The organism is Janthinobacterium sp. GW456P (assembly GCF_002127655.1).
Taxonomy (GTDB): Bacteria; Pseudomonadota; Gammaproteobacteria; order Burkholderiales; family Burkholderiaceae_D; genus Janthinobacterium.
Genome location: NZ_NEHB01000011.1, coordinates 13,396 through 33,431 on the forward strand (window position 1 = coordinate 13,396; position 20,036 = coordinate 33,431).

A 20,036-nucleotide genomic window follows, 5' to 3' on the forward strand; every position below is an offset into this window, starting at 1 on the left:
GCGCCTACACCAGGCCGGCGTAAAATGCGCGCAGCTGGCGTTCCAGCCGCGGCATCGCATAGCGCTGCACGGTTTCCTCGCGCGCCAGCCGTCCCATGCGGGCGCGCCGGGGCGCGTCCATCAGCAGCTGCGCCACGGCAACGCAGGCGGCGTGCTCGTCTTCGAGCGGCAGCAATAGTCCGCCTGCGCTATCGTGCAGGATATCGTGCGTGCCCGGCACGTCCGTCCCCACGGCCGGCACGCCGCAGGCCATGGCCTCGATGGTGGCGATGCCGAAGCCTTCGTTCTTACTCAGCAGTACATGCAGGTCGAAGGCCGGCATCAGCAGCTCGACGCGCTGCTGGAAACCGGCAAACACGACTCTGTCCTGCAAGCCCGTCTGCTGCGCCTGCAGCCGCAGCATGGCTTCCAGCGGCCCGGTGCCGACCAGCACTAAATATAAGTTGGGAAATTGCGCGGCCAGCCTGGCGAACAGGGTCAGCAGCGCTTGCGGACGCTTTTGCGCAGACAATCGCGCCACGGCGCCGAGCACGAGCGCGTCCGGCGGCAGCCCCAGTTGCTTGCGCGCCTGCACTCTCCGTTCGGGCGAGACGATAAACGTATCCGTATCGACGCCGTTGGGAATGACGGCCAGCCGCGTTTCCGGACTCAGCATGTCGCGGTAGAGGTCGAGGAAATGCCGCATGGCCGACGGCGATACGGCATATACGCCTTTGACGGTTCGGAAGGCTTCCTGCAGCCGCGGCCGCTGCCAGGCGCTGAAGGCCTCCAAAGGAAACGCATTGTGCACGCTGATCACGGCGGGCAGCCGGCACTGCCGCGCCAGCCACAGGATGGAAGCGCCGTAACTGGTCCAGCAGAATGCCACGTGGACCAGGTCCGGCCGCAGCCGCCGCAGCCGCCACGCGCCCGTGACCCTGGCGCGCAGCCAATTCCAGCGGCGCCAGGCCCAGTGTTCGAGAAACAGGGGCGGCTCGTACACGCGCACTTGCATCTGCCCTGCGCGCAAGTCTTGCGCCCAGGCAGTAAAACCGGGAAAGCGCCGCAGCGCCAGCACGCTGTCGTAGCCGCTCGCGCCCAGCATTTTCGCCTCTTGCGCCATGCGCAGCTCCATGCCGCCCAGCTCGCCCGAGTAGCTGCTGATGACGATGCGCGGCAAGCGTTTTCTACGTCCGCGCCACGCTTCATGGAAGAAGCCGCGCAGCCAGGCCCGTTCCCACTGGCGCAGGAACAGGTCGGCCTGGTCGCGCCGCAGCCAGGCCCGCACGGCGCCGAAGGAATCGCGCACGTATCTGCCCAGCATCCAGCGCGGCACGCCCAGCAATTCCACGCTGGGCGCCAAGGTCGCCAGCCGGCACTGGCCCCGGCCGAACAGCATGGCGCGGCGCAGTATCCAGGCGCGCCGCACCTGCTGCACGCGGATGATGTGCGCCACCCGCGCTTGCGGACAGAACCAGGACGGATTGCCGGCCGCATGCATCTCCAGGTTGAGCCGGGTTTCGCTGCCCATGGCGTAATTCGCACCCTGCGGGCCGATGCTTTCGTCATAACGGGCGCCCGCCTCGAAGATGCGGCGGCGTATCGCCATGTTGGCGCCCCACACGAGGCCCGGATAGACGGGGGCATCGCGCAGGTCGGGGCTGGTGATGCCCCAGGTGAGGCCGACGGGCGTCAGGCGCAGCAGCCACTGCGCCGGCTGCTCGCGCCAGGCGGGCACGATGGCGCCGCCGAACAGGGCGTAGCCGGGGTGGGCGCGCGCGCTGTCCTGCAAGCGGCACAGCCAGTCTGGCTCGGGCATGGCGTCGTCGTCGCCAAAGACGAACAGCTCGCTTCCGTCGCCGCCCAGGCGCAAGGCGTGCTCGACGGCGCCATTCAGGGCGGGACTGCGGCCGCGCCGCGCCACGTGGATGGAACTCAGGGGCAAGCGGCCGCGGAAGGCGGCGATCACCTGGGCCGTGGCGTCCGTGCTGCCATTGTCGGCGATGACGAGGCGCCAGCCGCCCACGGGCGGTCGCAAGCCCATGTAGGCGCGCAATACCTGGGGCAAGGTGCCGGCGCCATTGTAGGTCGCCATGAGAACGGTCAACAAGGACATGCCTCCTTGGTCTTACCATGACAAAACTATGTACTACAGCAGTGTTGATCCAGTGTACTGAGCCTGCCCGCCAGCCCGTTGACAGGCATCAAGACCTTGCCAACCCGGGCACAACCAGGAGCGCCCCCTTTCATGCGCGACATACTGATTACCATCATCATCCTGGGCTCCCTGCCCTTCATCCTGAAGGCGCCGGCCATCGGCGGCCTGATGTGGGTCTGGGTCAGCGTGATGAACCCGCACACGCAGGGCTGGGGCTTTGCCACCCATATGCCGTTCGCCTTCATCATCGCCATCGCCACCCTGATCAGCCTTGCGATGACGCGCGAGCCGAAACACCTGCCGCTCACGCCCGTCAGCGTGCTGCTGCTGCTGTTCGTCGCGTGGATGAACGTCACGGCGCCGTTTGCCCTGCTGCCGGAATCATCGTGGGTGCAGTGGAACAAGGTCATGAAGATCATGCTGATGAGCTTTGTGATCATGATGGTGATACGCACGCGGCGCGACATCGTGCGCCTGGTCTGGGTGCTGGTGGGCTCGATCGGATTTTATGGCGTGAAAGGCGGCATCTTCACCATCCGCAGCGGCGGCACGGAACGAGTCTGGGGGCCGGAAGAAACGTTTATTGGCGATAACAACGCGCTGGCCCTGGCCCTGATCATCACCATCCCCCTCATGTATTACCTGCAGCAAAACACGGAGAAACGCTGGGTGCGCCATGGCTTGTCCGGCGCCATGCTGCTGTCGGCCCTGGCCGCGCTGGGCTCGTATTCGCGCGGCGGCCTGCTCGCCATCGCGGCCATGGGCCTGTTCATGTGGCTGAAAAGCGAGCGCAAGCTGGTCCTGGGCGCGCTGCTTGGTGCGGTCACGCCGCTGCTGCTGGCCTTCATGCCCGAGCGCTGGGCCGAACGCATGGACACCATCAATACCTACCAGGACGATGTGTCCGCCATGGGCCGCCTGAATGCCTGGCGCATGGCGTGGAACCTGGCGCGCGACCGTTTCCTGGGCGGCGGCTTCGACGTCTCCGACGCCGCTATCTTTGCCCGCTATGCACCGAACCCCATGGACGTGCATGCGGCGCACAGCATCTATTTCCAGGCGCTGGGCGAACACGGCTTCGTCGGCCTGCTGCTGTATCTGGCGCTGGGCGTCGCCACCTGGCGCACGGCGGCCGTCATCATCCGCCGCACGCGGGGCCAGCCGGAATTGCGCTGGGCGCACGGCCTGGCCACCATGAGCCAGGCCAGCCTGATCGGCTTTGCCGTGGGCGGCGCCTTCCTCAGCCTGCTGTACTTCGACATGCCGTACTACCTGATGGCCGCCCTGATCGCCACGCGCCTCGTCGTCGAGCGGCAAGCGCCGGCCCCCACATCGCGCCAGGCCAGGGTCAAGCCCCCGTCCGCCATCGCGGAGCAGCCATGACGGCCACCCTGTCCATCCTGATCTACCACCGCGTGCTGGCGCGGCCCGACCCGCTGTTTCCCGGTGAGGTCGATGCAGCGCTGTTCGAGCGCCAGCTGCGCCTGTTAAAGCGCTTTTATGCGCCGCTGCCCCTGGCCGAGGCCGTGCAGCGCTTGCAGGATGGAAGCCTGCCCGCGCGCGCCGCCTGCATCACCTTCGACGACGGCTATGCGGACAATGCGCAAGTGGCCCTGCCCCTGCTGCAGCGCCACGGCTTGCATGCCACGTTCTTTATCGCCACGGACTACCTCGATGGCGGACAGATGTGGAACGACACGGTGATCGAGGCCGTGCGCCAGGCGCCCGGTCCCCAGCTGGACTTGCGGGAACACGGCCTGGACTGCCTGTCCGTCGCCAGCCTGGTGCAGCGGCAAGCGGCCATCGCCGCCTTGCTGGGCCAGCTCAAATACCTGCCGTTCGACCGGCGCCAGCAGTTGGCCCTGCAGATCCACCGCCAGGCGGGCGCCACGGCCGGGCCGCCAGCCATGCTGAGCACGGCGCAGTTGCGCCAGCTGCAGGCGGCCGGCATGGGGCTGGGCGCGCACACGGCCAGCCACCCGATTCTGTCGACCTTGCCGGACCACGCCGCGCAGCGCGATATCGCCGACGGCAAGCGCCAGCTGGAAAGCGCAATCCAGGCGCCCGTCACCCTGTTTGCGTATCCGAACGGCAAGGTCGGGCGCGACTATGGCGCGCCGCACGTGGCGATGGTGCAACGCCTCGGCTTCAAGGCGGCGGTCGCCACGGACTGGGGCGTGGCGCGCCACGGCGCGGCTCTCGACCTGCTGCAACTGCCCCGCTTTACGCCGTGGGATCGAGGACGCCTGGCGTTTCTGTGGCGTTTGCGGCAAAACCGCCGGCTAGCGCACCCAGCGCCGCCGGATGCTGGCTGAGCCATTGTTCCAGCATCAGCAGCAGCCACACCATGGTGCCGTGATAGGCCGGGTGTTCCGCCAGCAAGCGCCCCTGTAAATCGTCAATGAAGGCGGGCCGCACGATGCCGCGCCCGCGCAGCTGGGTCAGGTTGTCGAACGCAAACTCGCGCAGCGGCGCGTGGCTGTGCAGCCACAGGCCGAAAGGCAAGCCGAAGCCGTGCTTTTGCTTGCGCACGATGGCCGGCGGCAGGATTTCCGCCAGCGCCCGCTTGAAGAAGGGCCGCAGCCGCCTGCCGTCGAGCTTGTCGCGTGGCGCCAGGCGTGACGCGAACGCCACCATCGCATCGTGCAGGAAGGGAAACGCCGCTTCCACGCCGGCCAGCTCGCACGCCTTGCGCACCTTGAACAGGTCGTTGTCGGCCAAGGTAAAACGCATGTCCAGTGCCAGCAGTTCATTGATCTGGCTCAAGCCCTGCCCTTGCCGCTCCCAATACGCGCCATTCATGCAGCCGGGCGCCATGCCCGGGTCGACGGTATCGATGAAGCCCGCTTCCAGCACCGTGCGGTAGCCATGGCGCAGCAGCAGGTTATAGCCGTCGAGCCTGGCCGGCAGCGGCAGGCTCGCCTGTTCGATGTAGCGGCGCGCCTTGTCGCCCAGCCGCCACGGTTTAGTTGTCCGTTCACGGAACAGCAGCGGCTCGATGATGGCCTGGCGCAGCATGACGGGCAAGCGCTCGTACTGCGACAACAAGGCTTGGTACGCATAGCGCTCATTGCCGCCGAACAATTCATCGCCGCCGTCGCCGCCCAGCAAGCGCGTGATGCCATCCTCGCGCGCCATCCGCGCGCAATAGTAGGCGGGAATGGCCGAGGCGTTGCCGAAAGGCTGGTCGAAAATGGCCGCCATGGCGGGAATCGCGGCCAGCACGTCGCCGGGCGTCACGTAGCGCTCATGGTGGATGCTGCCCGCATGGCTGGCGGCCAGGCGCGCATACGCCATTTCGTCGTAGCCGGGCGCATCGAAGCCGATGGAATACGTGCGCGCGGGCCGGCCCGTCACCTGCCCCATGATGGCGGCCAGGGTGGAACTGTCCGTGCCGCCGCTGAGAAAGGCACCCGTGCTAGCGCTATCGCTGCCCAGGCTGTTTTCCACGGCCAGTCGCAGCAGGCGCAGGAATTCCTGCTTGTTGCTGGCGAAGGTGGCCCGCGTGCGTGCTGCCGGCTCGTGGAAGGCCAGTTGCCAGTAGCTGCCCTTGCATTGCTTGCCGCCCCGCACATGCAGGTATTCGCCGGGCAGCAAGCGCTGCTGGCCAAGATAGGCCGTGGCCGGGCCGGGCACCATGTGAAAATACAGGTAGTGATATAAGGCTTGCGGATCGAGCGTGCCCCGCACGGAAGGATGGGCCAGCAAGGCGTCCAGCGAGGAAGCAAAGAACAGGCCCTGCGCATTGCCCGCATAGCTGAGCGGATGCATGCCGGCGCGGTCCACGGCCAGCAGGGCCGAACCGGAAAAGGCGTCGAGGATGGCCAAGCAGAAAGGCCCCGACAGGCTGGCGCAGGCGGCCACGCCCCGGCTCAGCCACAGGGCCCCAAGGCGGCTGGCCACGTCGTCGGCCGAACCCTCGAGCACGGGCCGGCCCCAGATGGCCACTTGCAAGCCATCTTGCTGATACACATGGCGGCTGCCGTCGATGGCGGCCACGGCCACGCCGCCCACTTCGCTGATGCTGGCGGCCTTCGGCGCGCTGTCGAAACGCGACAGGGGCGCGGCCATGCTTGCCAGCGCGGTAGGCGCGCCGCCATCGGCGGTGGCCAGGCCCGCAGCGCCGCCCGCCGCCAGCCAGCCGCACAGGCCGCTCATACGAGCACCTCGGCCGGCAGCGGATGGCCGAGAAACGCCGTCGGGCTGGCCGTCAAGCCATATGCGCCCGACTGGAACACCACCACCAGGTCGCCCTCCTCGGCGCGCGCCATCTCCATCTGGTCGGCCAGCAAGTCCAGCGGCGTGCACAGCGGCCCCACGACGGACGCCACTTCGCGCGGCCCGCCGTGCAGCCGGTTGCCGATGGCGACCGGGTAATTCTTGCGGATCAGCTGGCCGAAATTGCCGGAGGCGGCCAGGTGGTGGTGCAAGCCGCCATCCGTCACTAAAAATACCTGTCCGTGCGACACCTTGCGTTCGAGCACCTTGCACACATAGATACCGGCCTCGGCCACCAGATAACGGCCCAGTTCCAGGTTCAGGCGCACGCCGGGCGCCGCCTGGGCCAGCAGATCGAGCTGCCGCTGCAAGCCTGCGGCCACGGGCGCGAGGTCCAGCGCCTGATCGCCGGGAAAATACGGCACGCCGAAGCCCCCGCCGATATTCAGCGTGCGCAAGGGCGACGGCGCGCTGTCGGCCAGTTGCAGCGCCAGCTGTACGCTGAGCGCCTGCGCGTCGGCCAGGGCGGTGGCCGAGAGGCTTTGCGACCCCGCATACAGGTGAAAGCCGTGGAAATCGAGCCCCAGCTGGCCGATGCGCCCCAGCAGCGCAGGCACGCGGGCCGCATCGACGCCAAACGGCTGCGCGCCGCCGCCCATGCGCATGCCCGTGCGGCGCAAGGCGAAATCGGGATTCACGCGCACGGCTACCCGGGCCGTCACGCCCAGCCGTTCGCTGGCCAGCGCCGTCCTTTCCAGCTGCGCGCCCGATTCCACGTTGATCAGCACGCCGGCGGCCACGGCCCGCGCCAGTTCGCCCTCGCGCTTGCCCGGCCCCGCAAAACTGATGCGTTCAGCCGGCATCGGCGTATCGAGCGCCGTGGCCAGTTCGCCGCCCGAGGCCACGTCGATGCCATCGACCAGGCCCGCCAGCCACTGCACCACGGCCGGCATGGGATTGGCCTTCATCGCATAATGCACGTGCACGCCGGCGGGCAAGGCGGCGCGCAACTCGACCACGCGGCGCGTGATGTGCGCACGTTCATAGGCGTAGAACGGCGTGCCGCCCACCCGCTGGGCCAGCCGATGCAAGGGTACGCCGCCGAACTGCAGCATGTCGTTTTCCACCGCGAACTGCTGGCCCAAAGCCGCGTGCGACGGTAATTCCGTACTGTTCGAACGGATCAAGTCCTTCATGCCGCATCTCCTGATTGGACCGCATACGCCTGCGCCAGTTCCCTGGCCAGCAAGGGACGGTCGATCTTGCCGTTCGGGTTGCGCGGCAGCACGCCGTCGCGGATTTCCACCCACAGCGGCACCATATAGCTGGGCAGACGGGCGCGGCAGGCAGCCAGCACCTTGTCGCGCAACAATTCGACACCGGGCGCGGGCGTGACAAGCAAAGCGATGGCCTGGCCCAGCACGGCATGGGGCAAGCCCAGCGCGGCGGCCTCGCCCACCAGCCCGCTCGCATACACGACTTCCTCGACCTCGGCCGGGCTGACCCGGTAGCCCGACGTCTTGATCATGTCATCGCTGCGCCCCACGAAATACAGAAAGCCTTCCGCATCGCGGCGCACGGTGTCGCCCGACCAGACGGCCAGTTCCGGCAGCACCAGGCCGCTGGCCTGCGGCGGCAGCGGCTTGAAGCGCTCGGCCGTGCGCGCCGCATCGTTCCAGTAGCCGAGCGCCACCAGCGCGCCCCGGTGCACGAGTTCGCCCGGTTCGTCGGCGTCGCAGACGCTGCCGTCGGGGCGCAGCACCAGCACTTCCGCATTCGGGATCGCTTGCCCGATGGAATCAGGGCGCCGCTCCAGCTGTTCCGGCGCCAGATAGGTGGAGCGAAACGCTTCCGTCAAGCCATACATCAGGTAGACCTGCGTGCGCGGCAACGACTGGCGCAGCTTGTCCAGCGTGGAGCGCTGCATCACGCCGCCCGAATTGGTGATGTAGCGCAAGGGCGTGGACAACGGCCAGCTCAGCTGCGACAACTGCACCCACAGGGGCGGCACGGCGGCCAAGCCCGTGATGGCTTCCTGCTCCACGGCTTCGACGATATCGCGCAGCAGCAGATAATTCATCAGCACGGCGCAGGCGCCGCTGGCAAACGCCGTCGTCAGCTGGCTCAGGCCGTAGTCAAAGCTGAGCGGCAGCACGCACAAAATCCGGTCTTGCGGCGTGTTGCGCAGATAGGCCGACACGCTGAGGGCGCCCGCCAGCATGTTGCGGTGCGATAGCACCACGCCTTTCGGCCGCCCCGTGCTGCCCGAGGTATAAAGAATGGCGGCCATGTCCATGTCGATCGCCGCATGCGGCATGAGCGGGGGCGCGCTGGCGGCGGGTACCGCGTGCCACGGCAGCAGGCGCAGCTTGCCCAGCATCGATTCCGCCGCCCCTTCGCCCGTCAGCAGCACCGTCTGCAAGTCCGGGCAGGCGGCCAGCGCGGGGCCCAGCTGCGCCAGGCGTTCGCGCGAGGTGACGAGGATGGCCACATTGCAGTCGGCCAGGATATACGCGACCTGATCCGGCTTGAGCAGCGGGTTGACGGGCACGAACACGCCGCCGGCCGCCGCCGCGCCAAACATGGCGCTGACGTTTTCCGGGCGCTTTTCGAGGTACACGGCCACGCGCGCGCCGCGCTGCAAGCCCAGGGTCAGCAAGGTGCTTGCGCCATCGCGCACGGACTGCGCCAGCGCGCCATAGCTCCATTGCTCGTCCTGCCACGACAGGGCCGGCGCGTGGGGCATGCGCTGCGCCGTTTCGAAGATCAGATCGTGTATGAGTGTCGCCATCGTTTCATCCCGGGTTGTCATGATTGCCATGCATTCCCCTATGATTGGGACAAACGGGGGCGGCAGTGTTGATTTTTATCAAGTAAGCACCTCTCCCGACCGGTGGCGGCCTATCTGGCGCAATGCTTGAGGCCGCGCAACATCGATCACTGGCCGCTGCGCTCTAATGGACAGCGTTGGCTGCATAGCCGCCCCATCGTTGATCGCCATGGCCAGCCTCGCCCATCTCCTTCACTTCCCTCGCTGGCAAAGGCTTGCCGCCAGCCTGCGCCAGCTGGGCTGGCGCGACAGCGCGTGGCTGGCCCTGGCGCGCCTGCTGGAACGCGTGCCGGGTGGGCGCTGCGCGCTGTACCGCTATCAATTCGTGGCACAAGCAGTGGCGCCCGGCTCGCTGTGCCGCGGACGCGGCCAGTCGATCGCCGTCACGCCCTGCCTGGCGGAAGCGGACTTGCCGCCCGGCCCCGAGCGCCGGTCCGGCGCACTGCGCGAACGCTACCGGCAAGGCGCGCAATGCCTGGTGGCGCGCGACAAGTCCGGCATGGTTGGCTGGATCTGGCTGCTGCGCCGCGGCTGCCAGGAAGACGAGGTGCGCGCCCGCTATGCGCTGGCGTCGCAGCAATCGTCCTGGGACCTGGACGTGTGGGTGCATCCCGACCAGCGCGGCGGCCTGGTCTTCGCCCGCCTGTGGGAAGAAGCCAACGCCGTGCTGCACGCGCAGGGCGTGCGCTGGTCGTGCAGCCGCATCTCGCGCTTCAACCGCGCCTCGCTGGGCGCCCATGCGCGCCTGGGCACGCATGCGCTGGGCACGGCCACCTTTCTCCGCTGCGGGCGCTGGCAATGGATGGCCGCCAGCCTGCCGCCATATATCCACCTGTCGCGCCACCCGGACGACATCCCCTGCCTGGCCTTCGATACTTCGTCCCTGCCGCACTACCCTTCCCTGGAGCTGACATGCCGCATCTTGAAGCAGTAAAACGCATCCTCGACACCACCCTGGGCTTGAACGGGCGCGCGCTGGAAGCCCACACGCCGCTGCTGGGCAGCGTGCCGGAACTCGATTCGATGGCCGTGATCGGCGTGATCGCCGCGCTGGAAGACCATTTCGGCATCATCGTCGCCGACGACGACATCCACGCGCGCCACTTCGCCACCGTCGGCACCCTGCACGATTTCGTGTTTGCAAAGCTGCGACCATGAACAGCGCCGTGATCGACGCGCTGCCGCTGCTGCCCTTCTTCCTGCCCGCCAGCGGCGGCCAGCGCTACTGCCTGCTGCACCTGCCGCCACCGGGCCGCACAGTGCGCGGCGGCATCGTCTACGTGCATCCATTTGCGGAAGAACTCAATAAAAGCCGCCACGTGGCCGCCGCGCAGGCGCGCGCGTTTGCCGCCGCCGGCTACAGCGTGCTGCAGATCGATCTGTTCGGCTGCGGCGACAGCAGCGGCGACTTTGGCGAAGCGCGCTGGGACATCTGGCACAACGACTTGCACCTGGCTTGCGCGTGGCTGGCGCAGCGCGTCAATGGCCCGTTGACCGTCTGGGGCTTGCGCCTGGGTGCCCTGCTGGCCCTCGATTTCGCCAGCCGCGCGCCGCTGCCGCTGGCCCGTCTGCTGCTGTGGCAAGCGGAACTCGATGGACGGCGCGTTATCGACCGCTTCCTGCGCCTGCGCCTGGCATCGGGCATGCTGGCCGGCGGCACGCGGGAAGCGCCGGGCCATGCGCGCGCCGCGCTGGCGAATGGCGAGCCTGTGGAAGTGGCGGGCTACCTGCTGGCGCCGGAACTGGCGCACGCCATCGATGGTGTCAGCGCGTCCGCCCTGCTGCCGTCCGTTCCCGTCTACTGGCTCGATTACCGGGCGCCGGAACAGACAGCCGCACCCTTGCCGCCGCTGGCGCGCGAATGGCGCGAACAGGGCGCCGTCGTGCACCTGGCCAGCTTCGGCGACGGGCCGTTCTGGCACAGCGGGGAGCTGCTGGCGTGCCCGCAACTGCTGCACGCCACGCGTGCGCTGTGCCGCGACTGGCTCGATGAAGAGAGGATACCGCCATGAAACGCGACAGCAGTCAGCAGCACTTCGCGGGGCACAGCGTGCGCGAGCTGGCCCTGCGCTTTCGCAGCGCGGCAGCCGTTCTCGGTCTCGGTGGTGGTGACGACGAGGCGCACGCGCACATGCTTGGCATCCTCAGCCTGCCCGCCGCGCCTGGCCCGCGCGGCATCTTGATCGTCACGGGCGGGCCGCAGTACAGAATCGGCAGCCACCGCCAGTTCGTCCTGCTGGCCCGCGCCCTGGCCGCATGCGGCTGGCCCGTGCTGCGTTTCGACCTGCGCGGCATGGGCGACAGCGAAGGTACACCGCGCGACTACCGCGCCGCCGGTCCCGACATCGCCGGGGCGCTGGCGCAATTCTTCCACGCCGTGCCGTCCTTGCGCGAAGTGGCGCTGTGGGGCTTGTGCGACGGCGCCACGGCGGCCGCCTGCCATGCGCCGCGCGACGCGCGCGTCAATGCCCTGGTGCTGCTCAACCCCTGGGTGCGCAGCAGCGCCGGCCTGGCGCGCGCCACCTTGCGCCACTATTATTTGCCGCGCCTGCTGCAAGGCGCGTTCTGGCGCAAGCTGGCGGGCGGCGGACTGCAACTGGGCGCCAGCCTGGCGTCGCTGCGGCAGGTGGCGGCCGCCACGCAGACACCGGCAACACAGCAAGACGATGCGCCCGCGCCGGCCCTGCTGCGGGCGTTGACCCAATTCCAGGGCAAGGTGCTCTTGATTCTCAGCGGCGACGACCTGGGCGCGCGCGAGTGGCAAGCCCTGATCGCTGGCGATCCGGCCTGGCGCGCCGTCACCGCGCGCGCGCAATGGACACAGGCGCAGGTCGAGGGCGCCAACCACACGTTCGCCAGCGCCGCCTGGCGCGGCGAAGTGGAACGGTTGTGCGCACGCTGGCTGCGGTCATGGTAGCGCCCACGTCGAACGCGGCCCGGCCGAACGCGGCCCGACCAAAACGGGTGCTGATGGTCGCCTACCATTTTCCCCCGCTGGCCGGCGGCAGCGGTATTTTGCGCACCCTGGGCTTCGCGCGCCATTTGCCCGACTGCGGCTGGCAGCCGCTGGTGCTCAGTCCCAGCCCTGTCGCGTATGCGCAGAAAGGAATGTCGCAGCTGGCGCAGATCGGCGAGCGCGCCACCGTGCGGCGCACCCTGGCGCTGGACGCGGCGCGCCATTTGGCCATCGCCGGGCGCTATCCGCGCTGCCTGGCCCTGCCCGACCGCTGGAGTTCCTGGTGGCTGAGCGCCGTGCCGGCCGGCCTGCGCATGATCCGCGAATACCGCCCCGACGCCATCTGGTCGACGTATCCGATCGCCACGGCGCACCTGATCGCGCTGACCCTGCAAAAACTCAGCGGCCTGCCGTGGATCGCCGACCAGCGCGATCCCATGCTCGACGACAGCGACCCGCTGGCGCCGTATCCGCCCGAACCCCGTTTGCACCGCCTGCATGCGTGGATCGAGCAGCGCATCGCGGCACGCAGCGCAGCCATCGTCTGCACCACGCCGGGCGCCATCGATGCGCACCGGCGGCGCCTGGCGCAGGTCACGCGCGAGCGTTTCCACCTGATCGAAAATGGCTACGATGAAGACGGCTACCCGGACAGCCCTGCGCACACGGGCCACCGCAGCCGCTTTTTGCTGCTGCACAGCGGCGTGATCTACCCGTCCGAACGCGACCCGCAAGCGCTGTTCGAGGCCCTGGCCCGGCTGCGCCGCGACGGCGTGCTGCATGCGCGCAATTTCCAGCTGGTGCTGCGCGCCACGGGCCACGATGCGTGGCTGGCGGGCCTGCTGGCGAAGTACGGCGTCCAGGACCTGGTCAGCCTGGAACCGTTGCAGCCGCACGGCGCGGCGCTGCAGGAAATGCTGGCCGCCGACGGCTTGCTGCTGCTGCAGGCGGCCAACTGCAATGCGCAGATTCCCGCCAAGCTGTATGAATACCTGCGCTGTCGCCGCCCCATCCTGGCGCTGACCGACCTGGCGGGCGACAGCGCGGCCAAGCTGCGCCACTGCGGCATCGATACCATCGGCCAGCTGGCCTCGAGCGCCGACTGCGCGCGCGCGCTGCTGCGCTTCCTGGAACTGGCCCGCCAGGGCAGCGCGCCGCTGGCCAGCCCCACGGCCATCGCCCTGCAATCGCGGCAAGCCCGCAGCAACGCCCTGGCCGATGTGCTGGACCAGGTCAGCCACAGGAGAACAGCATGAAGCACCCGATACTTGCCTGCACCCTGGCCGCCTGCTCCAGCATGGCGGCGGCCGAATGCCCGCCCTACGTCAAGCATACGCCGGGCGGCGACTATACGAGCGCGGAAGACCGCGAGGGTCTGTCCGTGATTGAGAAATTCCATTTTTCGCGTGGCGTGGAAACGCTCACGCAAGGCATGACGGGCAGCCTGGGCGCCGACATCAGCTACACCCTGGAGCACTTCCCGAACCACCACCGGGCGCTGGCCTCGATGGCGAAACTGGGCCTGCGCCTGAAAAGCGCGCAGCCGGTGGGCGCCCGCTACACGGTCAGCTGCTACTTCGAACGGGCGATTGCCTTCGCGCCGCAGGACGTGACGGCGCGCATGGTGTTTGGCAACTACCTGCTGGCCACGGGCCAGGATGCGATGGCGCTGGAACAGCTGGATGCGGCCAGCCGCCTGGCGCCCGAGCAGGCCACCATCCAGTACAACCTGGGCTTGATGTATGTGAAAAAGAAGGAATACGAGAAGGCCAGCGCGCACGCGCAAAAAGCCTATGCGCTGGGCTTCCCCCTGCCGGGGCTGAAGAACAAGCTGAAGGCGGCGGGCAAGTGGAAAGAACCGCCGCCGCCGCCCGCACCTGCGCCTGCACCCGCTGCCGTTGACGCGGCGGGCGCCGAACCGGCCGTGCCACCCGTCGAAAAACCTAGCGGGGAATGACGGCCGGCCGCCGCGCCATGCTCAGATGCCCCGTCGGCGAGGCGGCCAGCGCGGCGGCGAGGTCGCGCCGCGACTGCACCTTGTCGTCAGCCTCGCTGATGAACGCCAGCTCGGACGGCTGCAGCGCGGTGACGGTCAGCAGCATCACCTCGCCATACGGCGTGGCGAACGATGGCGCGATGCCGCTGGCGCCCTGGGCCAGCAGCACGCCCACCTGTTCGTTCTCGTCTTCCAGGCCGTTTGGTGGCTGCCGCACGTCCAGCAGCATCGACACGCTGCCGTGGCGCTGCATCAGCAAATCGATGGAACCGTTGTAGGCCACGTTCTGGCTGACCTGGTAGATCAGGTCGAACAGCCACGATTGCTGCACGGGATTGCCATCGAAGGCGGCCAGCGGCGCTTCGATGCACACTTCCAGCAGGTGGCCGCGCGGCACAAACACGTCGTCGTCATCTTCGAACGGATCGCTCAAGCCATCGCTGGCGATGATGATGGAATCGGCGCGGCGGATCACCCTCCAGGCCTGGCGCAGCGAGGGCCAGCGGGGGCCGCCCATGAAGGCGGGATTGACCAGCGGCGCCAGCACGTCGGCGTCCACCGCGCCCAGGGTGGCATAAAAGGCGTCGCGCGCGGCGCAGGCCGTGGCCAGCATCTGTGCGCCCGCTTCCTTGCCGACGACGGCGTCGTCCGGTTGCACTACTGGGGGAATGTCGTTGTCTGGCATATCACTACTCATTGAATTAGTCGGCAGGCGGAAAATCGTCATAATTACGGGGCAGATAAGCCCAGATGCGCGCCACCCGGTCCCGCACCTCGAAATCGAAGCCGATGCGTTGAAGCTCCGGCAGGATCCACACGCCGTGGTCGATAATTTTTTTTGGCAGCAGCATGGCCACGTGTTCTTCCGAGTACAGGCTGATGTCGAACCATTCCACGCCCAGGAACGGGAACGGCGGATGGTAATCCCACTCCGTGTCCCAGCGCGAGACATAGCCGCTCACGGAACCGTAGCGGTACGACGGCACCCAGTCGGTGCGCCCGCGCATGAAGGCCAGCAGCTCGTTCCACTTGCAGTCGTTGGCGGCGCCGGCCAGGTTGCGCCGCGCGATGTGGCCGCGCAGCTTGCGCTTGATATCGTCGCCGCCGGCGTCGGCCAGTGGCAGGCCGTGTGTCACGGATGCCGTCATGCGAGGTCCGTGTCGCTCACGCGCATATTGGCCCGCAAGTCCTCGACCAGGCGCTTGCGGCTGCTCAAGGCGTATTCGACGGGAGAAAAAGGCATGGCCGCCGCGGCATAGGCATCGATCAGCGCATGCATTTCCTGCGCCTGCCGTTGCGGCAGCAGCGTCTTGCTGCCGTTCCCGCTAGTGTGCGCGAGCTTTTCCTGCAGCACCTCTTTCCAGGCGATGTGCGCTTCCGACATGGGATGGGCCACGCACAGGGAAAACGTGCCGTTCAAAAAATACGTCCAGGCGCTGTCGGTACGCACGCGCAAGCCCTCCGCCAGTGGCGTGCCCGCGTCGTCGAAACTGTCGCGCAGGCGCCAAGTCGTCAGGTTCAGGGTGGCCAGCGCGGCCGCATAACGCGACGTAAATTGCGCCTTCAGGCGCGCTCGCGCATCCGTTTCGTGCGCCGCCGCGTCGGCAAGAGCCTGGCGCGCAATGGCGATCCAGCCCAGCTGGGATGGCGGAAAATAGCGGCCGGCCCTGGACCCGGGTGCCGCCATGGCGCCAAAGACGAAGGAATGCACCTTGCCGCCGTCATCGACCACGTAGGCGGGCGCGGGAACCAGGCCCGCCCGGATCAGGGCATCGATTTCGTCCATGCCCATGGCGGCGGCTGCCGCCAGCTGCGTCTCGTCCAGATAGTGCTGCGCGAGATAAGTATCGAGTTCCGTCATGCTTCTGCTTCCATGTTGATGACTGTTGTATCGCTAAACCGGCTTACTTCGCCACCGGTTTGACTTTGGATGCGGCCAGCACGGCCCGTTCGCGGGCCGTGTCGATATCGTCGGCCGTGGCCAGCGCCACGCCCATGCGGCGGCGGGCGAACGATTCCGGCTTGCCGAACAGGCGCAGGTCCGCGCCCGGCACCTGCAAGGCCTCGGCCACGCCTTCGAAGGCGATGCCTTTCGCTTCCAGCTGGCCGTAGATGACGGCCGAGGCGCCGGGCGAGCGCAGCGCCACGTTGACGGGTAAACCGAGGATGGCTTTCGCGTGCAGCTCGAATTCGCTCTGCACCTGGCTGGCCATGGTGACCATGCCCGTGTCGTGCGGACGCGGGCTCACTTCCGAGAACCACACCATGTCATCCTTGACGAACAGCTCCACGCCGAACAGGCCCAGGCCGCCCAGGTTGTCCGTCACCTTGCGGGCGATCTCGCGCGAACGCGTCAAAGCCAGCGGCGCCATGCGGGCCGGCTGCCACGATTCGACGTAGTCGCCGTGCACCTGCAAGTGGCCGATCGGCTCGCAGAACTGCGTCTCGATCTGTCCCGAAGCGCCCACGGCGCGCACCGTCAGCAAGGTGATTTCGTAGTCAAAATCGATGAAACCCTCGACGATGACGCGGCCCGTGTCGACCCGGCTGCCGCTGGCCGCATACGCCCACGCCGCGTCCACCTCAAGCGCGCTATCGAGTTTGGACTGGCCCTTGCCCGACGACGACATCACGGGTTTCACCACGCAGGGGAAGCCGATTTCCTGGCACGCCAGCTGCAATTCCTGCAGGCTGCTGGCGAAGCGGTATGGCGACGTCGCCACGCCCAGGGTTTCGGCGGCCAGGGTGCGGATGCCTTCGCGGTTCATCGTCAGCACGGCCGCGCGCGCGTTCGGGATGCAGGTGATCTGCCCGGCCGCTTCCAGCGCGGCCAGGGTATCGGTGGCGATGGCCTCGATTTCCGGCACGATCAAATCCGGCTTTTCCAGCTCGATCAGGGCGGCCAGCGCCACGCCATCGCTCATGTCGATCACGTGCGAGCGGTGCGCCACCGGGTGGCCCGGCGCATTCGGATAGCGGTCGACGGCAATCACTTCCACGCCCAGGCGCTGCAGCGCGATGATCACTTCCTTGCCCAGTTCGCCGGAACCCAGCAGCATGACTTTGATGGCGGTGGAAGACAGGGGTGTGCCGAAGGTGCGGGGCGCGATGGTGCTGCTGGTGCTAGTGGTCATGGCAGGGTCTGTAGGCGGATGGAAAGATGGCTGGGACTATAGCAAATGCCAGCCATCTTGGACAGGGCGCGCCGCAGGCGTGCGCCTGGCGGCAAGGCGCCTATCCCGCATACGCGCGCTTGATCTCGTCGATGTCGATTTTCTTCATGCCCATCATGGCCTTCATCACGCGCTGCGCCTTGACGGGATCGGGATCCGTCAGCAGCCGGATCATGATGGTGGGCACGATTTGCCAGGACACCCCGAACTGGTCCTTGAGCCAGCTGCATTGCTGCGCTTCCGGCGGCCCGCCTTGGGACAGCAGGTTCCAGTAGTGGTCGACCTCGTCCTGGGTCTCGCAATTGACCTGGAACGAGATCGCTTCGGAAAAATGGAACAGGGGGCCGCCGTTCAAGCCTGTAAAGGTCTGGCCATCGAGCTCGAAGGCCACCGTCAGCACGCTGCCCGGCTCCTGGCCGTGGATTTCCTTGCCTTCCTCGCCATAGCGCAGGATCTGGCCGATCTTCGAATTGGGAAATATTTCCGTATAAAATCGGGCCGCCGCCTCGGCGTTGCCGTTGAACCATAAACATGGGGTAATCTTTTGTACGCTATGCATGATGTCTCCCTTGGCCGAAATAGGATCGCCTTCCCTGTGCGGGAAGGACCGCCACCAATATAGTCATTATTGCGCCGCCGGGGCGCGCAATTTGCCTCCCCCTTGCGCGACATCGTCGCGTCCCAGCATGCCGGCGCTGGCCAGCAGCCGCAGCCGCGCCGAGCGCCATTCTGCCTGGCAACGGATGCGCTCCTGCTGCGCCTCGAGCAGCGCCGACTGCGTGGCCAGCATTTCCAGGATATCGGCCGCGCCCAGGCCGAACTTGCGCCGCACGCTGGCCAGCGCGTCCTGCGCCGCATCCAGCCACGCTTGCGACGCGGCCAGGTTGGCCAGCGCCGTGCTCGCCTCCGCATGGGTTTTCACCAGTTCCATCAGGGTCTGCTGCTGCACTTCCTCGGCCTCGGCCTCCCTTTGCCCCGCCTGCGCCTGCGCGCCGCGCACCTTGTAGTGGCGCGCAAAGCCGTCGAACAGGGGGATGTTGAGCGAGATGCCCACCAGGGTTTCGCGCGTGGAGGCCGGCGACAAGCCCTGGTTGGGCCGGCCATTCTGGTAGATATTGGCCGTCAGGTCGATACTGGGCCGGCCCTCCGAGCGGGCGATGTCCACCCGTTCGCGCGCCGCCGCCAGCTGCGCCTGCGCCGCCAGGATGGCCGGATGGCGCTCCCTGGCCCTTGCCAGCCAGGCATGCAGCTCATCTTGCAAACCCTCGCGCAGGTCCGCCGCCACGCCGTCCGCGTCGTCGTCCAGGAGCACAGCCGCGTCGGCCGCCAAGCCCAGGGTGTAGACCAGCACGGCGCCGGCCTTCTGGAACTCGCCGTCGGCGCGGCTGGCGCCCAGGGCCGCCTTGGCCAGGGCGCTGGCCGCCTGCAGGGTGTCGCTGTGCGAACCAAGGCCACGCTGGGCGCGGCGCTGCGTGGCCAGCACCGTTTCATTGGCCAGCGCCTGATATTCCTGGCGCATGCGCACGCTGGCGCGCGCCGTCTGGGCGTCGAAATACGCGCTGACCGTCGCCGCCAGGGTCTTTTGCAGCACGGCGTCGCGGTTGGCCAGGGCCGCGTCCAACATGGCTTGCGCCGAACGCTGGCCCGCCGCGCGCCCGCCGAAGTCGAACAGCCGCCAGGACAGGCTCAGCGAGCCCGTATTGCTGGCCAGGCTGCCGGACGGCGTGCCGGCGCCCGGATAGGCCGTGCGGTCATGCACCCGGCTCAGCCCCGCATTCAGGGTGGGCAGATAGGCGGCCCTGGCCTCGCCCACGCCGGCCGCCTGCAGCCGGATGCCGGCCCAGGCGCCGTGCACCTGCGCGTTGCGGCACAGGGCCAGGTCGACGGCCGCGGGCAACGTCAATGGTACATCGCTCTCATACGCGGACGGGCATGGCGCGGCGTCCAGCATCTGCGCCCGGACTGGCGCGGCGGCAAGGAACAAACCGGCGGCAAAGAAAACGGCGGCGTGCCTAGCGTTCATGCAGCGCCTCCTTCTGGTGCTGCACCAGCGGCGAGAGCACGTATTCGACCACCCTCCTCGTCCCCGTGCGGATTTCCGCGCGCACGGCCATGCCGGCCGACAGCGGCACCGTCTTGCCGTCGATGAGCATCGACGGCTGCCGCAGCGTGATTTTCACGGCATACACGAGGCCCTTCTTCTCGTCCTCGATGGCGTCGCGCGAGACGCTGCTGACGACGGCGGGCACGGTGCCGTACTTCGTGTAGTCGAAGGCGTCGATCTTGACGGCGACCGCCTGCCCTGCCTGCACGAAGCCGACGTCGCGGTTCTCCAGCATGGCGTCGATTTCCAGCTTGCCCTGGCGCGGCACGATCTGCATCAGCGCCTGCGCGGCCGGCACCACGCCGCCCACCGTATGCAGCTTCAGTTGCTGCACCGTGCCGTCGACGGGCGCCGTCAGGCGCAGCAGGCTGCCGCGGGCGCCGGCGCGGCGCGCATCCTGGCCGCTGGCGGCCGCCACCCTCGCCCCTTCCGTCAGCGCGTCATACGCGTCTTTCTTCGTCTGCGCCACCAGGGCCGCCCGTTCGCTGCGGGCCGACGCCAGCTGGCCGGCCAGGTCGACGCGCGCCTGTTCCTTGTCCAGCCACGCGTGTTCGGCCACGTCGCGCGTGGCCAGCAGCGCCCGGTAATCGCCGGCCCGCTGCGTGGCCAGCGGCAGCGCCTG

Annotated in this window: 19 protein-coding genes; 8 read left to right on the forward strand and 11 right to left on the reverse strand. The window is 68.0% G+C overall.

Going from position 1 to position 20,036, the window contains the following annotated elements; all coding sequences use genetic code 11:
• Positions 1 to 4: 4 nt before the first annotated feature.
• Positions 5 to 2,089 carry a glycosyltransferase gene (locus tag CBW66_RS12225; RefSeq protein ID WP_230492302.1) on the reverse strand — a complete coding sequence of 695 codons (2,085 nt, stop codon included), beginning with the start codon at positions 2,087 to 2,089 and terminating at the stop codon, positions 5 to 7.
• A 138-nt stretch (positions 2,090 to 2,227) separates the two neighbouring features.
• Here CBW66_RS12225 and CBW66_RS12230 point away from each other — a divergent pair, with 138 nt between their 5' ends.
• Complete coding sequence (locus CBW66_RS12230; protein ID WP_086137980.1) at positions 2,228 to 3,520, forward strand: putative O-glycosylation ligase, exosortase A system-associated; 1,293 nt, start codon at positions 2,228 to 2,230, stop codon at positions 3,518 to 3,520.
• Positions 3,517 to 4,452: a polysaccharide deacetylase family protein gene (locus CBW66_RS12235; protein WP_086137981.1), complete on the forward strand. Its 936-nt coding sequence runs from the start codon at positions 3,517 to 3,519 to the stop codon at positions 4,450 to 4,452. The genes CBW66_RS12230 and CBW66_RS12235 overlap by 4 nt, the downstream gene beginning before the upstream one ends.
• On the opposite strand, the gene CBW66_RS12240 is transcribed toward CBW66_RS12235, so the two are convergent.
• Genes CBW66_RS12240 through CBW66_RS12250 form a run of 3 tightly spaced genes read right to left on the reverse strand, consistent with a single transcriptional unit; the run spans position 4,361 to position 9,146 of the window.
• Positions 4,361 to 6,295, reverse strand: coding sequence for an asparagine synthetase B (locus tag CBW66_RS12240; RefSeq protein ID WP_086137982.1), 1,935 nt, complete (start codon positions 6,293 to 6,295; stop codon positions 4,361 to 4,363). The two genes, CBW66_RS12235 and CBW66_RS12240, sit on opposite strands and share 92 nt — an antisense overlap.
• Positions 6,292 to 7,551, reverse strand: a complete 1,260-nt coding sequence (locus tag CBW66_RS12245; RefSeq protein ID WP_086137983.1) for a pyridoxal-dependent decarboxylase, exosortase A system-associated — start codon at positions 7,549 to 7,551, stop codon at positions 6,292 to 6,294. Before CBW66_RS12245 ends, CBW66_RS12240 begins: the two co-directional genes overlap by 4 nt.
• The gene (locus CBW66_RS12250; RefSeq protein WP_086137984.1) at positions 7,548 to 9,146 is read right to left on the reverse strand and encodes an acyl-CoA ligase (AMP-forming), exosortase A system-associated; all 1,599 of its coding nucleotides are present in this window, start codon (positions 9,144 to 9,146) and stop codon (positions 7,548 to 7,550) included. Before CBW66_RS12250 ends, CBW66_RS12245 begins: the two co-directional genes overlap by 4 nt.
• Positions 9,147 to 9,354: 208 nt before the next feature.
• On the opposite strand from CBW66_RS12250, the gene CBW66_RS12255 reads away from it, so the two are divergent.
• From CBW66_RS12255 to CBW66_RS12280, 6 genes are read left to right on the forward strand one after another with little or no spacing between them, the layout of a single operon-like run.
• Positions 9,355 to 10,119, forward strand: a complete 765-nt coding sequence (locus CBW66_RS12255; protein WP_086138094.1) for a GNAT family N-acetyltransferase — start codon at positions 9,355 to 9,357, stop codon at positions 10,117 to 10,119.
• Positions 10,098 to 10,343: an acyl carrier protein gene (locus CBW66_RS12260; protein ID WP_086137985.1), complete on the forward strand. Its 246-nt coding sequence runs from the start codon at positions 10,098 to 10,100 to the stop codon at positions 10,341 to 10,343. The genes CBW66_RS12255 and CBW66_RS12260 overlap by 22 nt, the downstream gene beginning before the upstream one ends.
• Positions 10,340 to 11,197, forward strand: coding sequence for a hydrolase 2, exosortase A system-associated (locus tag CBW66_RS12265; protein WP_086137986.1), 858 nt, complete (start codon positions 10,340 to 10,342; stop codon positions 11,195 to 11,197). The genes CBW66_RS12260 and CBW66_RS12265 overlap by 4 nt, the downstream gene beginning before the upstream one ends.
• A complete protein-coding gene (locus CBW66_RS12270; RefSeq protein WP_086137987.1) occupies positions 11,194 to 12,102 on the forward strand; it encodes a hydrolase 1, exosortase A system-associated in 909 nt (302 codons plus the stop codon). The genes CBW66_RS12265 and CBW66_RS12270 overlap by 4 nt, the downstream gene beginning before the upstream one ends.
• Positions 12,096 to 13,397: a glycosyltransferase gene (locus CBW66_RS12275; protein ID WP_230492303.1), complete on the forward strand. Its 1,302-nt coding sequence runs from the start codon at positions 12,096 to 12,098 to the stop codon at positions 13,395 to 13,397. The genes CBW66_RS12270 and CBW66_RS12275 overlap by 7 nt, the downstream gene beginning before the upstream one ends.
• On the forward strand, positions 13,394 to 14,098 hold the full coding sequence (locus CBW66_RS12280; protein WP_205701213.1) for an ABC transporter permease: 705 nt from the start codon (positions 13,394 to 13,396) through the stop codon (positions 14,096 to 14,098). Before CBW66_RS12275 ends, CBW66_RS12280 begins: the two co-directional genes overlap by 4 nt.
• Here the strand turns inward: CBW66_RS12280 and CBW66_RS12285 are convergent.
• From CBW66_RS12285 to CBW66_RS12315, 7 genes are all read right to left on the reverse strand, one after another.
• Positions 14,085 to 14,822, reverse strand: a complete 738-nt coding sequence (locus CBW66_RS12285) for a hypothetical protein (RefSeq protein WP_086143014.1) — start codon at positions 14,820 to 14,822, stop codon at positions 14,085 to 14,087. The two genes, CBW66_RS12280 and CBW66_RS12285, sit on opposite strands and share 14 nt — an antisense overlap.
• Before the next feature lie 16 nt (positions 14,823 to 14,838).
• Positions 14,839 to 15,285 carry a DUF6678 family protein gene (locus CBW66_RS12290; protein ID WP_086137989.1) on the reverse strand — a complete coding sequence of 149 codons (447 nt, stop codon included), beginning with the start codon at positions 15,283 to 15,285 and terminating at the stop codon, positions 14,839 to 14,841.
• A complete protein-coding gene (locus tag CBW66_RS12295; RefSeq protein WP_086137990.1) occupies positions 15,282 to 15,998 on the reverse strand; it encodes a DUF6058 family natural product biosynthesis protein in 717 nt (238 codons plus the stop codon). Before CBW66_RS12295 ends, CBW66_RS12290 begins: the two co-directional genes overlap by 4 nt.
• Positions 15,999 to 16,041: 43 nt before the next feature.
• Complete coding sequence (purT, locus tag CBW66_RS12300) at positions 16,042 to 17,271, reverse strand: formate-dependent phosphoribosylglycinamide formyltransferase (RefSeq protein WP_086137991.1); 1,230 nt, start codon at positions 17,269 to 17,271, stop codon at positions 16,042 to 16,044.
• A gap of 100 nt (positions 17,272 to 17,371) precedes the next feature.
• Positions 17,372 to 17,872, reverse strand: coding sequence for a VOC family protein (locus CBW66_RS12305; RefSeq protein ID WP_205701214.1), 501 nt, complete (start codon positions 17,870 to 17,872; stop codon positions 17,372 to 17,374).
• Between the two features lie 63 nt (positions 17,873 to 17,935).
• Positions 17,936 to 19,333, reverse strand: a complete 1,398-nt coding sequence (locus tag CBW66_RS12310; protein ID WP_086137993.1) for a TolC family protein — start codon at positions 19,331 to 19,333, stop codon at positions 17,936 to 17,938.
• A partial coding sequence (locus CBW66_RS12315; protein WP_139843049.1) for an HlyD family type I secretion periplasmic adaptor subunit occupies positions 19,323 to 20,036 on the reverse strand: 714 nt, incomplete at its 5' end. The genes CBW66_RS12315 and CBW66_RS12310, both read right to left, overlap by 11 nt.